Here is a 14076-nt window from a genome sequence, read left to right as displayed (position 1 = left end):
CAATTATATTAACATTATCCAATTTCCATGACAACAGATTCACGCAAGCAGGCGGATATCAGCCAGGTCGATGTGCTCAAGCAGCTTATGGATATTTGATTTTTCAACATTGCCGAGCTTTTCCTTCCGGTCGAAATCATGGACGGGTATGCCTTCTGCACCAAGCAGCTCCGATATGTCGTAGTTTGCAGCGTTGCGTATGACGACACTTTTCGACTTATGGATGTATTGATCACGAAAAGTCTCCACATCTTCCACAGAATCGATGATCAGCTGCGGCTGGGACTTCCTGACCTCGATCCTCCCGCTCACCGCAACGATCCTGTGAGACAGCTTGGGATGTGCAGTGAAATAGACCTTCGGGAAGATGACGCCCTCCATCTCCTGGTATCCGTCGGATATTCTGACGAAGGCCATATTCTGTCCATTTTTTGTGCGTATCGTCTTGATGTTCTCAAAAAAGACGAGATAGGTCCCCTGCTTCTTCTGATGGAGGAGGGAAAACGGGATGTACTGCAGGGATTTCTGCAACGAGATGATGGGATGATCCGACAGGTGGAAACCGAAGACTTCCTTCTCCCCTTCTATCTTCTCGATATCATCCATTTCATCCGCATAATTGTATTCCTTTTTTATGTTGAAACCCAGCGTGCTGAGGAATGAGTCGTGCGCATATTCTTCAGAATTCAGCTCATCGAGCATGGGAAGGGATTGGAGCAATGTCTTCCGGTTCTCCTCAAAGCAGTCCAGTGCCCCGGAGAAAATGAGCTGTGTCAGCACCTTCCTGTTCAGCACCACATCCTTTACACGCGTCTTGAGGTCATATATGTCCTCGAATGGTCCTTCTTTGCGCGCTTCGATTATCGCCTCACTCATCCGGAATGTCACACCCCGGATCATCGAAAAGCCGAGCTGGATGCCATCCTCGCTCCTGTTGCTCCAGACCGAACGGTTGATGTCCGGCGGGTGCATACTGATCTGCCTCTGCTTCACCTCATTGATGACCTGCTTGACCTTCATGTCATTGCCGTAGTGATGGGACAGTATGACCGAGTAGAATATTTCCGGAAACTTCGTCTTGATGTAGGAGAGCATGTAGGAAATTCTGCTGTAGGCGACGGCATGGCTCTTCGGAAAGCCGTAATCTGCAAATTCGAGGATCAGGTTGAAGATATGGCGGCCTACATTACTGCTGTAGCCGCGCTCCAAAGCACCCTGCTCGAAATGTCCGCGCTCCCGTTCGAGCGTCTCCCTGTCCTTCTTGCTCATTGCACGCCTCAGAATATCCGCTTCCGCATAGGAGTATCCTGCAATCCTGGAGGCGATCTGCATGATCTGCTCCTGATAGACGATGACCCCGTATGTCTCCTTCAGGATGTCCCTGATGTCATCATGGGGATACTTGACGGTGGAAGGGTTCCGTTTGCCGGCGATGAAATTTGGGATTTCCTTCATCGGTCCGGGACGGTAGAGGGCATTGACGGCGACGATGTCCAGAAACTGCTCCGGCTTCATCTCCCTGATGACTTTCCGGATGCCGTCGGACTCGAGCTGGAATACCCCCAGTGTCATGCCGCGGCCGAGCAGCCGGTACACGTCGGGGTCGTCGGGGATGTCGGCCAGACTGAATCCGCCGTCCTCCCTTTTTATCCGGGTCACCATATTTTTGAGCAGCGACAGGTTCCTCAGGCCGAGTATATCGATCTTGAGCAGTCCCGAACCCTCGACTTCATTCATCGGCCACTGGCTCAGGGTGTGCCCTTCGCTGAAGATGACCGGCACATTGTCCGTCAGCCTGTCCTCACTGAGCAGCACACCTGCAGCGTGGGTCGACGTATGCCGCGGCAATCCTTCTATCTTACGGCACATGGATGCATAGAGGCTGTATCTTTCATCCGCCTCCACAAGTGACTGGAACGCATCTGTGGCAAACGCCTCTTCCAGTCTTGTACCGGGGGTATCCGGGATGATGTTCGAAATCATCTTCAATTCGTCGTCACTGAAACCGAGCACCCGCCCCACATCGCGCGCAGCCATCTTGGCACTCAGCGTCCCGTAGGTCACGATATGGGCGACATTCATCTCCCCATATTTCTCGATGAGGTACGACACCACTTCATCCCTTCTCGTATCCTCGAAGTCTATATCAATATCCGGCATCGTGACACGTTCAGGATTCAGGAAGCGTTCGAACAGCAGATTGTATTTGAGCGGATCTATCTCGGTGATGTTCAGCAGGAATGAGACCAGGCTCGCACTTGAAGACCCCCTGCCGGGCCCGACATATATCCCCTGCTGTTTTGCGTGGTTGACGGCATCCTGCACAATCAGGAAGTAGTCCTCATAACCCATCTCCACAATGATTTCATATTCGTACTCAAGCCTTTTTGCATAGGGCTCACTGCCATCGGTCTTCGATTCAAGCTGTGCCTTCAGCATGTTCCACAGGAAAGCTTTCGAATCATGATTGTCTGCATGGGGATAATGCGGCAGTGTCCTTTCCGCCCTCGGCAGCGTGACATCACATTTCCCGGCCAGTGATTCATTATTTCCCAAGTACTGCCTTTCCGCTTCATCCAGGTCATCGTAGGTCCTTACATAGTCCGCTCCCCGCAGATTGCGGATCTCCTCCGGGTCGATCCTGCCGTTGTCGCGGATGGCATTCAGCACTTCCTTTGCAGGCAGGTCCTCCGGGGATATGTAGTGGGACCGCCTCATGAATACACGTTCAAATGGAGAATCCGAGACCTCGTGGCTTGCATATTTGTCCGCCGGGTCGACGGGCACCGCCTCCAGCACATCAATGCCTGAAGCGCCTTTTGCTATCACGAGGCAGTTGTGGATGTTTTTAGTCAGGAAATTTTGAGGTGTGTAGTGCAGGTCCTTGTAGGAAAGCATGGCCGAGAGCCGGATCAGCTCCCGGTAGCCCGAAGTATTCTTTGCGATCAAGACCAGGGGGATGCCATCCAGCTGGTCATCCACCGCGATTTCCATGCCGATCAGCGGCTTCACGCCGAAATGCTCCGCGCGGCTGACGAACTGGTAGATGGCGTGCAGACGGTTGAAGTCGGTCAGTGCCACAGCCGTCTGCCCATCAGAAGATACTTTCTTAAGCAGCTGATCAATCCTGATATTGCTATTCAAAAATTCGTAGCAGCTGTGAACATTCAAGTTGATCATAGGGCCGCCCCCTTTTAAAGTTTGCTCTCCAATGCTTTGATCAATGCTCCCAGCTCGTCCTTGGATGCGAGGCTCACTCCGCTCGCAAGCGGGTGTCCGCCCCCGCCGAACCTTTCTGCCACATCGTTGATGACGGTTTTCCTGGAACGCAGCCTGACACGGATTTCACCCTCCTCTTCGACGGCCATGAACCATACGGCAGCCTCTTCAATCTCCCTGTAGAGGTTGACGTGCATGCTTGCCTCATTGCTGTTGATGTCATATTCTTCAAGCACCTCTTTCGGGACCCACACGGAAAGGACACCCTTGTCGGTCATGTCGAAGTTGTCGATGAGGTAGCCTTTGAATTTGAACTGTCTGATGGACTGCCTGTTCATGTCACTCATGTCCTTCGTCGCATCAAAATTGAACTTCTTCAGTTCGGATGCAACCAGGTGGGTCATGCTGCTCGTGTTGTCGAACAGGAATCTGCCGGTATCGCCGACGATGCCTGCAAACAGCAGCCTCGCTGAAACATCATTGATGTAGTCGTTGTCGAAGCCCCATATGAAGGACAGCAGGAATATCAGTTCCGAAGTGGATGATACACCGGTCTCCACAATATTGATGTCCCCGAATGGATCGTTATTCGGATGGTGGTCGATCTTGATGACCTTATCGCCGAGGGACAGGTCCCCATCAATCCTGTCGACGCCTGCAGTATCCACTACGATGAGAAGCGGCTTCTCCACTGCTGCCGCAGTATCCATTTCTCCAAGGAATGCAAGGGAAGGTTCCGTCTCCCCAAGGGCCGTCACCTTCTTGTTCGGAAAGATTGATTTCAATATCGCTTTGAGGCCGAGCTGGGCTCCGATTGCATCAGGGTCCGGTCTGACATGCCTCAGAATGATTATTTCGTCGTATTCGTTTATCATGTTAAGAAGTGCCTTGTGGTTGCTTTTCAAGGTTGGAAACCTATTTATATATTCTGTGAACAATTAAAAATCTCCCTCTATTTGGATTTACTTGGTCAGTATAATAAATTATACTACATTATGGAATGGAGTTGTATCCGATGGAAATGTTATATCAGATTGCTGTCTCCTTTCTCGTCACTGTGCTCCTCCTCAGCCTTTTCATGTTCCTCCTCTACAAGGTGAGGATGGTAAGGAGCGGGCGCGATGTCAGAAAGGCATACTACAACAGCATATCAAGGATCTGGCTTGGCATATTGATCCTGTCGTTCGGCCTCAATACAATTGTACAGTTTCCTACAGCCGTTTCGTATATTATCGGCGCACTGTTCATTGCAGTCGGTGCATATAATATATGGCACTTCAATGCTGCAAGGAAATACTTCAAAGGCAATCTGCCGATTGAGGATGAGGCCTGGGCAGAGTTCAATCGCAAGTCTGGGAAATAGATGATAGACAAGTGGAATCCACTTGTCTATTTTTCTTTGTAGTATTGGATGAGCAGCATCGCCTTCGAGTACGTCTCCCCATTTGAGAGCGCCTCTACCTCAAGTCTCAGAAACTGGTCCCCGAGATCCAGTATACGGCCCTCGATGACAAGCTCCTGGTGCATCTGGACGAGTTTGATGTTCATCACATTGAGCGTGTCGATATGATAGCTGTAGATTCCATTGTTGTTGAGCACCACTTGGGCAAGCCGTTCGATGAGACGCATGAATTCGGACTGGGCAATGCTGCCATGCTCATCGGTCATGAAGGGCATCACTTTGATATGGACTTTATTCTCATCAATCCTTATCTCACGGTCCATCAGTGTGTCCGATGAGAGACCGCTGCCAAGTTTGCTGGACTCCCTCTGCTTGAACACCTCACGGCGGTGCACGATGCCTGCAAGCGTTCCGTCCTCCTCGACGACCGGTACGATGTTGAGCTGATGCCAGCTCATCAGCTGTCTGAGACGCTGCAATGTACTGGATGGTGTGGCGACGATATCGGAAGCGAGCGCACCCGGTACCCTGTCATCCAGCTTCGGCAGTTCCGAGGACTTGATCACACCGATGTACTTTCCATCTTCAGTAAGCACTGTAATATCATCCGCCGGGAAATACTCCTTCCCGGCATCCCGCTTGATATCATGGACATACTCATCCTGTCTGATGACAAGGTCGCCTGCAGTGATGACATTCGTCATCATGAGCATGCTGTAGAGCTCCCTCTGGATGATCGATGCGACCGAGAATGTATCTGATGTGGTCGATATGACCGGCAGCGCCAGCGCATCGGCCTTCTCCAGTATAGCGGCATCCGCGCCGAAACCGCCGGTGATGAGTATCCCGGAGTGGTTCTCAAGTGCACGCCACTGGGCATCCTCCCGGTTGCCCACGATCAGCAGGGCCCCCTCCTCCAGATAGGTCTCGAGCGCATCCGTACGCATGGCACCGATGATGAACTTGCTGATTTCCCGGTCCAGGCCTTCCGCCCCGGCCAGCACTTTACCCTCTATCACCCTGTTCACCTGCTCGAAGCTCAGGTTGCCTTCTATGTACTGCTCCTTCGGTGCAACCCTGATTGTACCGACCCTTTCTATCGTTTTGACCAGCCCTTCCGTTTCCGCATCCTTTATCGCCCTGTAGCTTGTCCCATCCGACACGCCGAGATGGGCGGATATCTGCCTGACCGAAATTTTGGCCCCTTCCGGAAGGCTGTATATATATTCAATGATTTCATCGTGTTTTGACATATGATCACCCGGCATTCAAATTATAAAAATGAGGAACACCATTTCTGGTGTCCCTCTCCCATTATATTCGGAATTTCTATTGGAAATCCACCGTCTCTCCCGGTTTCAATACTTGAACCTCAGTTTTGGCACTGTTTTTGAATGTTTCAGCATCCTGCTTGATCGGTGGGAAAGTATCGTAGTGCACCGGTACCGCAACTTTTGGACGGATCAGTTCGTCTGTTGCGTAGGCCGCATCCTCGATCCCCATCGTGAAGTGATCGCCGATCGGCACGAACGCCACATCAAACGGGCCGTTGAGGTCGGAGATGAGCTTCATGTCGCCGAAGATGCCTGTGTCGCCGGCATGATAGATTTTCTTCTCCCCTGCTTCGATGATGATGCCGGTCGGCATTCCAGTATAATGTACCTTACCATCATCATCCGTGAAGCTGGAACTGTGGAATGCATGCACGAATTTTATGGAGCCGAACTCGAACGACTTCCTGCCGCCGATGTTCATTCCTATCGTCTCAAGGCCCTGGCCTTCCAGATAGCCGGCAAGCTCGACAGGGGCGACGACCGTCGCATCATTGTTTTTCGCAATCTCGACTGTATCCCCCACATGATCGTTATGTCCGTGTGTCAGCAGGATATAGTCCGCCTTGACTTCACCTGCATCGAGATCCGTCAGTTCATTACCGTTGATGAACGGATCCACGATGACTTTCGTATCATTATTTTCGAGTTGGATGATTGAATGGCCGTGATAGCTTAGTTTCATGTAATCCTTCCTTCCTTGAATGATGATTGCATGTCATTCCTTTACCCGAAACGCTTCGGTTCATTCATTATTATGATACAATTTTTATGAGGTGAAATATATGAAAACGATTCATCTGAATCATGAACTATCAAAAAACTATACATCAGAAATATTGGCAAAACCGGATTTCAGCACCCCGAACCTGGTCCTGCCGGGCATGAAGAAGGCGCTGTATCCAGGAAGTGAACATTTCGTTTCCCTGAACCATTGGGAGGAGACGGACCCCTTCCTACACCACAACATCATCGTTGAGACCGTGCGCATGCTGGCGGATGCAGATGGCTTCATCACGGACCAGATCTTTGAAGACCGGCATCATCACATCAACCTCCAGTTCGTCAGTGAACTCTCAAATCTCATCGGCAGCCGTCATTTCATCGCCGGACCGAGCTTCAGCAGCGTGCCGCCCTTCCTTCAGAGCCGTCTGCTCGACGAACTCGTCTCACACGATGTATCCGGCGTGATGTATGATGTGAGGGATATCGATCCGGACGACTTCAATGCACTGCAGCCACTTGCAAAACTCAAGATTCATGCGAAAAAGCGCATCGCCCTCATTCCGGTCGTCAAAGACGAAGCCCAGAAGAAGGCATTGACGCGCAACATCCCGTTTGAGGTCGTCTGTATTGCAGGGTGATGTTTACGACCCCCCTATTGGGGAATAAAGTATGCAACACTCATGTAAAGGATGTGTCAATTGTGCAAGCTGTAACTGTACAGGGAAAAAACAAAGTCAAAGTCAAGAAGATGAAAGCGCCTGAAATCCAAGAAGGAACAGACATGATCATACGCGTTACCTCGACAGCGATATGCGGCTCAGACCTGCATCTTTACAGAAAAACCATGCCAATATCAAATGACTACATCATCGGACATGAACCGATGGGTATCGTAGAGGAAGTCGGCCCCGGTGTCCAGAAGATCAAAAAAGGGGACCGCGTAGTAATCCCCTTCAACGTCAGCTGCGGCGAATGCCACTTCTGCCAGAATCAGATGGAAAGTCAATGTGACGTTTCAAATCCACACGGTGACACCGGCGCCTATTTCGGTTTCTCCGAGCAGTTCGGAAACTATCCGGGTGGACAAGCGGAATACTTAAGGGTACCCTATGCCGACTTCACTTCGTTCGTCGTACCGGAAGAAAGCGAACTTGAAGACGAAAGTCTTCTGTTCCTCTCTGATGTGATGCCTACAGCCTACTGGAGCGTCGTAAACAGCGGCGTCAAAAATGGGGATACCGTGATTGTCCTCGGTTCCGGTCCAGTCGGCCTGATGACACAGAAATTCGCTTGGATGAAAGGTGCAAAGCGTGTCATTGCAGTCGACCATGACCCTGTCAGGCTGAACCATGCCAAACGTACAAACAATGTCGAAACTTTCAACTACAAGGAATACGATGATATCGGCAAATATCTCCATGAATCCACAAGGGGCGGTGCCGAAGTCGTCATCGACTGCGTCGGCATGGATGGAGAAATTACAGCGAAGGACCGCATCAAGACGCTCGGCGGACAGATCGGCACAATCGACCCGATCATCACTGCTGCAGACTCGGTCAAGAAATTTGGAACCATCCAATTGACCGGCATCTATGGTGCGCCTGCTGCAGGCTTCCCACTGCCGAAGATCTTCACCAGGAACATTACAGTAAAAGCAGGACAGGCCCCAGTCATACACTTCATGCCTGAACTGTACAGGATGGTGGAAGATGGTAAAATCGATCCGACTGATATCATCACCCATAAAGTACCCCTTAAAAAAGCTGAAAAGATGTATAAGATTTTCGATGGCCACGAAGATGACTGCATAAAAGTAGTCATGAAGCCATAGGATGGAGAATGAAGAAAGCCCTGCAGAGCAAGTGCTCTGCAGGGCTTTCTCCGTTGAATGACTCTATTTTACAGAAGGTCATTCACATCTTTGTATTCGAGGTTCTGTGCTTCCGCCACAGCCTTGTAGGTCACATGACCGTCAAGTGTATTGAAGCCTCCGAGCAGTGATGGGTTCGACTTTGCCGCTTCCCTGTAGCCCTTGTTCGCAATCTGCAGACCGTAGGCCATGGTCGCATTCGTCAAAGCAATCGTGGACGTACGCGGTACTGCGCCCGGCATGTTCGCCACAGCATAGTGTACGACATCGTGCTTGAAGTAGATCGGATCATCATGCGTCGTCACTTTATCAGTCGTCTCGAAGATGCCGCCCTGGTCGATGGCGATATCTACGATTACCGACCCTGCATTCATGGAGCTGATCATTTCTTCAGTGACAAGACGTGGAGCCTTTGCGCCCGGAATGAGCACTGCACCAATGACGAGATCGCTGTCCCTGACGGCCTGTGCAATATTCAGAGGAGATGACATGAGGGTCTGGACACTTGTGCCGAAAAGATCATCCAACTCCCTCAAACGTTTTGGGTTAAGGTCCAGGATCGTTACATCCGCTCCCAGTCCGACAGCCATCTTGGCAGCATTCGTTCCAGCCATGCCGCCTCCGATGATCGTCACCTTACCGCGGGAAACACCCGGCACACCACTCAGCAGGACCCCTTTGCCCCCTTTGATCTTCTGCAGATATTCTGCACCGATCTGTGTCGCCATGCGCCCGGCCACTTCACTCATCGGTGACAACAGGGGAAGGGAACCATCCGGCAGCTGTATCGTTTCATAGGCGATTGCCGTAACCTTCTTTTCAAGGAGCGCCTGTGTCAGTTCCTTTTCAGGAGCCAGGTGAAGATATGTAAACAGGATCATTTCCTCCTTGAAATGTCCGAATTCCTCGGGCAGCGGTTCCTTGACCTTTACGACCATCTCCGCGTCCCATGCCTCCCCTGCAGTATCTACAATTTCCGCTCCTGCATCGGTATAATCCACATCTTCAAAATAGGAGCCTCCCCCTGCATTCTTCTCCACTACAACAGTATGGCCTGCTTCAACAAAAGCATGCACCCCGCCCGGTGTCAGACCGACCCTGCTCTCGTTGTTCTTGATTTCCTTAGGCACACCAATCTTCATTTTTTGAAACCCCTTTCAATTGTATACTTAGCAACGGGACAATTGTATCATAAAGTTAACAAATTAGTCATGAACTTCTTTTTCAAAAAGTTATAAATTTCTCAAATTGTGGTATAATATACATGAAAGCGATACAGCAAGGAAAGGGGTATTTAAAATGCTTAAGTATGACAACATTCTAATCGCAGTAGACGGGTCCCGTGAAGCTGAATGGGCGTTCCACAAAGCAATCGATATCGCCAAGCGTAACAACTCCAAACTTTCCATCATCAACGTGATCGATACGCGCTCCTTCGCATCAGTCGAAGCCTATGACCGCACGATTTCACAACGCGCCAATGATTTTGCGCAAAAGCTGCTGGATGGCTACGAAGCACTTGCCCTCGACAGAGGGGTTCAGGAAGTCGACAAGATCATCGACTACGGTTCCCCGAAATCCATCATCCCTAAGAAAGCTGTCAAGAAGACGGGCGCCGACCTGATCGCCTGTGGTGCCACAGGTCTCAACGCAGTTGAACGCTTCATCATCGGCTCCGTATCGGAAGCCATCGTACGCCATGCACCTTGCGATGTATTGGTTGTCAGAACAGAGACATTGCCTGATGATTTCGAACCTGTTGTTGCTACAGAGGAGTTCATGAACGAAAACAAATGATCATGATTGAAAAAGCCCCCTGGATGCTGAGCATCCAGGGGGTATTAAGTTTACTGCCGCAAATCTACTCCAGATTTTCAATGGCATAGGCAGCCTCTTCTTCCGTAAACTTATCACCATAGTCCGATATCAATTGATCATATATGGCAGCATGGGACATATCCATCAGATCCTGGTAGGACCTGGCAGATTCCAAAGCATTACTCTTCCAGTCATACTCAATATTGTCTATCGCATATTGTGCCGCTTCCTCCGGGAAGTTCTCTCCATATTCAGAAACCAGCTGATCATATATGCCGGCTTTGGACATATACATGATTTCAGCATAGTTATATGCACTGTTTAAAGCAGATTCCCATTCTCTCGGAACATCATCCTCTCCTGCAGCAACCTCTCCAGTCTGTTCTTCCTCTGCTGCTTCGGGCTCTTCTGTAACTTCCTCAGTTGTATCATCTTCAATTTCTTGCCGGGTCGAGGCCAATTCTTCTTCAGTTTCGGCAAGTTCAGATTGAAGCGTTTCGTTCTCTTCCTTCAATGCAGTAACTTCCTCTTCCTGATCCTCTTCTGAAGAAAGCGCTTCTTCCAACTCGGAAACCTGGGAATTCAACTGATCGTTTTCTTTCTCAAGTTTCCTCATCTCTTCCTCATCAATTTCGGAATTCTCCATTTCTTCAGCTGTTTCCAGCTCCCCTTCCAACTCTGAAACCCTTTCTTTAAGTGCTTCATTCTCCTCCTGTACAACTTTCACCTCATCGTTAGATGCCGTCTCAGAACTCACTTCTTCTTCCCCACATGCCGACAACAGCATTGTTGTCGAAATACCAAGCATCAACAAGTATCTTTTCATTCCTCTCCTCCCCTTCTGCCATAATAAATTTAAAATGGAATTTCCTATCATTAGGATTATTAATTGAATATATTTTTCTGTATATTCAGCCTATATTATAGTGACGTAAATTTCCACCTTTTTACCAATATTATACAATAAAAAACCACCCCTCATCGTGTGATGAAGGGTGGTTGGACGTGTCCTACGCCTCTAGATCGTATATGCTCCTTTACAGTCCAGCAATCCTCATGACATCCCTGGCGATCATGACTTCCTCGTCTGTAGGAATGATGATGATCTTGACCGGAGAATACGGATGGTTGATGAACTTTTCCTCTCCCCGTACATTATTCATTGAAGGGTCGAAATAGACACCCATGAATTCGAGGCCTTCGATGACCTTTTCGCGGACGATATTAGAATTTTCCCCGACACCGGCTGTAAAGATGATGGCATCGAGTCCGCCCATACGGGTGGCGTATGAACCCATGTACTTGTGGATCCTCTCACCGAAGACTTCAAGCGCCAGAATGGCTCTTTCATTGCCCTTCTGTGCTTCATTTTCAATATCACGCAGGTCGCTGGAGAAACCGCTCACTCCGAGGAGGCCGGATTCCTTGTTGAGTACATTGAGTACTTCCACTGCAGATTTTCCGGTCTTCTCCATAATGTAGGGAATGAGCGCCGGATCGATGTTGCCGGAGCGCGTTCCCATTGTCACACCCGCAAGTGGTGTAAAGCCCATGGAAGTATCGACGGATTTCCCGCCTTTGACCGCAGCGATACTTGCTCCATTACCGAGATGGCAGCTGATCATCCTGAGCTCTTCAAGGGGTCTTCCGAGGAGCTCACTGGCACGCTGCGTCACATATTTATGGCTCGTTCCGTGGAAGCCGTATTTTCTGATGCCGTAATCCTTATAGTAATGGTACGGCAGACTGTACAGATACGAGCTTTCTGGCATGGTCTGGTGGAATGAAGTATCGAAGACTGCCACATGTGGAACATGAGGAAGCAGCTCCCTGAATGCGTTGATGCCCATCAGGTTTGCCGGGTTGTGCAGTGGTGCAAGCTCACTGAGCTCATGGATATGGCGTACGACTTCATCATCGATCAGAACCGAATCATCGAATGTCTCGCCCCCATGGACGACCCTGTGGCCACTTGCTTCGATATCATTGATATCCTTGATGACCCTGTATTCTACAAGCTTCTTCAGCATAAGGTTCACAGCTTCTTCATGGTCTTTGAAATCCTGCTCCAGTTTATGCTTTTCCCCATCGATGGTGATGGAGAAGATGCCGTTTTCAAGCCCTATCCGTTCCACGAGTCCTTTTGCGATCTCTTTCTCTTCGGGCATTTCAAACAATTGGAATTTAAAAGATGAACTGCCTGCATTTATAGCAATAATCTTAGACATAACTTCCTCCCGATATTTTAATTCCTGGCATAACTATCATACCACGATTCCGTCTGTTCCAAGAAGCGTTTCATCTGTGACGTATTCTTGAAATCCGGAACATCCCCGATGAGGACTTCGTTATTCTTGAGCGGCGAGAAGTTCTTCTTCATCACGATGATGGATTTCCGCTGATTCTCGGTCTTGAAGATGCTCTTCGGCAGGTTCAGGAACATGAGCAGTGTCGCGCTTTCAGACAAGTACTGCTTGATCGTCTCATTGTCCTTCTCGAGCATGTCCGATGGTACGACGAATACACCGAGGCCGTCATCCTTGACGTAGGTCATGGCGCTCTCCAGCATCAGAAGATGGGCGAAGCTCCTGCCTTTTTTGAACGCGGTGGTGAATCCCTCCACTTCCAGTGGATAATAGCCGACGGGCAGATCCCCGATGGCTGCATCAACCTGGTTTATACGTGCCGGCTCGATGATGTCCTGCGGGTAGATGTTCATCGGAACCTCCAGGAATTCGCACAGGTTGGCATTCAGCCGGGCCAATACAGGATCCACTTCAATCCCATTCAATTGCGCCTCCTCCACCTGTTCCTTCACCGTCATGGACAGATGTCCCGTACCGCTTCCTGCATCCAGGACCTCCACGGAGCTTCCATGGAAGAGCTGGACGAGATGGGCGACCATATAACCGATGGAATCGGGGGTGAGCTGGTGGTTGGGCTGGACCTGCTCCTTCTGTACCTGCTGGAGGTAGGCGAACTGGAATGCTTTCCTCCGTTCGTCAAATGAGCCCTCACCCTCTACATACAAAAGTGCTTCCCCGAGCGCTTCGAGTCTTGAGGCATCAGGGTTCTCCTCTATCAGCTGGTCTGTCTCCTGTACGAGTTTCTGATACGTTTTTTCCATATTTGTCTGTTCCATAAAATCTCCTCATTGCCATAAAATATGGACTGCCAATAAGCGGCAGTCCAGAATCTTTTTATTATTATATTACATTGCTTCCAATGCTTCAATCGCTTTGTCGTAATCCGGATGATCTGTGCCTTCCGGTACGTATTCGACATATACAACCTTGTTGTCCTCATCCAGGATGAACACGCTGCGTGCGAGCAGTCTCAACTCCTCCATCACGACGCCGTAGTTTTCACCGAAGGAAAGGTCCCTGTGGTCACTCAGTGTAACTGCATTTTCAAGTCCTTCATCGGCAGTCCATCTCTTCTGTGCAAACGGCAGGTCATTGGAGATTGTCAGCACCTCGACATTTTCGACTCCTGCTGCCCTTTCGTTGAAGGTCTTGGTCTGTGTACTGCAGACGCCTGTATCGATTGAAGGAATGACGCTGATGAGTTTCCTCTTACCCTCAAAATCGCTGAGGCTGACCTGCTCCAGGCTTGTATTGAGTGCTGTGAAGTCCGGTGCCTGGTCTCCAACTTTCAATTCTTCGCCCCTCAAAGTCATCGGGTTGCCTTTAAATGTTACGTTTGCCATG

General features: G+C 49.8%; 13 protein-coding genes. 4 read left to right on the top strand and 9 right to left on the bottom strand.

The genetic code is table 11. The annotated features are described in order from the left end of the window. Positions 1-39 precede the first annotated feature (39 nt). Both EDC33_RS00950 and EDC33_RS00945 read right to left on the bottom strand, forming a co-directional pair. On the bottom strand, positions 40-3180 hold the full coding sequence (locus tag EDC33_RS00950; protein ID WP_124009908.1) for a DNA polymerase III subunit alpha: 3141 nt from the start codon (positions 3178-3180) through the stop codon (positions 40-42). 14 nt (positions 3181-3194) lie between these two features. Then, the gene (locus tag EDC33_RS00945; RefSeq protein ID WP_040106815.1) at positions 3195-4094 is read right to left on the bottom strand and encodes a DHH family phosphoesterase; all 900 of its coding nucleotides are present in this window, start codon (positions 4092-4094) and stop codon (positions 3195-3197) included. A 140-nt stretch (positions 4095-4234) separates the two neighbouring features. Between EDC33_RS00945 and EDC33_RS00940 the strand changes: the two genes are divergently transcribed. Then, positions 4235-4582 carry a YtpI family protein gene (locus tag EDC33_RS00940; protein ID WP_094905422.1) on the top strand — a complete coding sequence of 116 codons (348 nt, stop codon included), beginning with the start codon at positions 4235-4237 and terminating at the stop codon, positions 4580-4582. Between the two features lie 26 nt (positions 4583-4608). On the opposite strand, the gene EDC33_RS00935 is transcribed toward EDC33_RS00940, so the two are convergent. Next, positions 4609-5874, bottom strand: a complete 1266-nt coding sequence (locus EDC33_RS00935; RefSeq protein ID WP_124009907.1) for a DRTGG domain-containing protein — start codon at positions 5872-5874, stop codon at positions 4609-4611. 76 nt (positions 5875-5950) lie between these two features. Then, entirely contained in the window at positions 5951-6637 is a 687-nt protein-coding gene (locus EDC33_RS00930; RefSeq protein WP_094905420.1) for a metal-dependent hydrolase, read from the bottom strand. Positions 6638-6737: 100 nt separating this feature from the next. Here EDC33_RS00930 and EDC33_RS00925 point away from each other — a divergent pair, with 100 nt between their 5' ends. Beyond that, the gene (locus EDC33_RS00925; RefSeq protein WP_094905419.1) at positions 6738-7316 is read left to right on the top strand and encodes a hypothetical protein; all 579 of its coding nucleotides are present in this window, start codon (positions 6738-6740) and stop codon (positions 7314-7316) included. Positions 7317-7378: 62 nt separating this feature from the next. Continuing rightward, positions 7379-8509, top strand: coding sequence for an alcohol dehydrogenase catalytic domain-containing protein (locus EDC33_RS00920; RefSeq protein WP_094905418.1), 1131 nt, complete (start codon positions 7379-7381; stop codon positions 8507-8509). A gap of 68 nt (positions 8510-8577) precedes the next feature. Here EDC33_RS00920 and ald read toward each other — a convergent pair whose 3' ends face one another. Next, positions 8578-9690, bottom strand: coding sequence for an alanine dehydrogenase (ald, locus tag EDC33_RS00915; RefSeq protein ID WP_124009906.1), 1113 nt, complete (start codon positions 9688-9690; stop codon positions 8578-8580). 157 nt (positions 9691-9847) lie between these two features. On the opposite strand from ald, the gene EDC33_RS00910 reads away from it, so the two are divergent. Beyond that, positions 9848-10345 (top strand): universal stress protein, encoded by a 498-nt coding sequence (locus tag EDC33_RS00910; RefSeq protein ID WP_040106732.1) that lies wholly within the window; start codon positions 9848-9850, stop codon positions 10343-10345. A 64-nt stretch (positions 10346-10409) separates the two neighbouring features. On the opposite strand, the gene EDC33_RS00905 is transcribed toward EDC33_RS00910, so the two are convergent. The 4 genes from EDC33_RS00905 to tpx form a co-directional block, all read right to left on the bottom strand. Continuing rightward, positions 10410-11192, bottom strand: a complete 783-nt coding sequence (locus tag EDC33_RS00905) for an Ltp family lipoprotein (RefSeq protein WP_229716669.1) — start codon at positions 11190-11192, stop codon at positions 10410-10412. A 211-nt stretch (positions 11193-11403) separates the two neighbouring features. Beyond that, positions 11404-12594 (bottom strand): acetate kinase, encoded by a 1191-nt coding sequence (locus EDC33_RS00900; RefSeq protein WP_124009905.1) that lies wholly within the window; start codon positions 12592-12594, stop codon positions 11404-11406. 17 nt (positions 12595-12611) lie between these two features. Next, complete coding sequence (locus EDC33_RS00895; RefSeq protein ID WP_249036063.1) at positions 12612-13493, bottom strand: class I SAM-dependent methyltransferase; 882 nt, start codon at positions 13491-13493, stop codon at positions 12612-12614. An 84-nt stretch (positions 13494-13577) separates the two neighbouring features. Beyond that, positions 13578-14075, bottom strand: coding sequence for a thiol peroxidase (gene tpx, locus EDC33_RS00890; RefSeq protein WP_094905414.1), 498 nt, complete (start codon positions 14073-14075; stop codon positions 13578-13580). Between the last annotated feature and the right edge of the window lies 1 nt (position 14076).

It is taken from the genome of Salinicoccus roseus, from assembly GCF_003814515.1.
Classification (GTDB): Bacteria; Bacillota; Bacilli; order Staphylococcales; family Salinicoccaceae; genus Salinicoccus; species Salinicoccus roseus.
The sequence above is the reverse complement of the archived record's forward strand: the minus strand, read 5'-3'. Positions and strand labels throughout refer to the sequence as shown.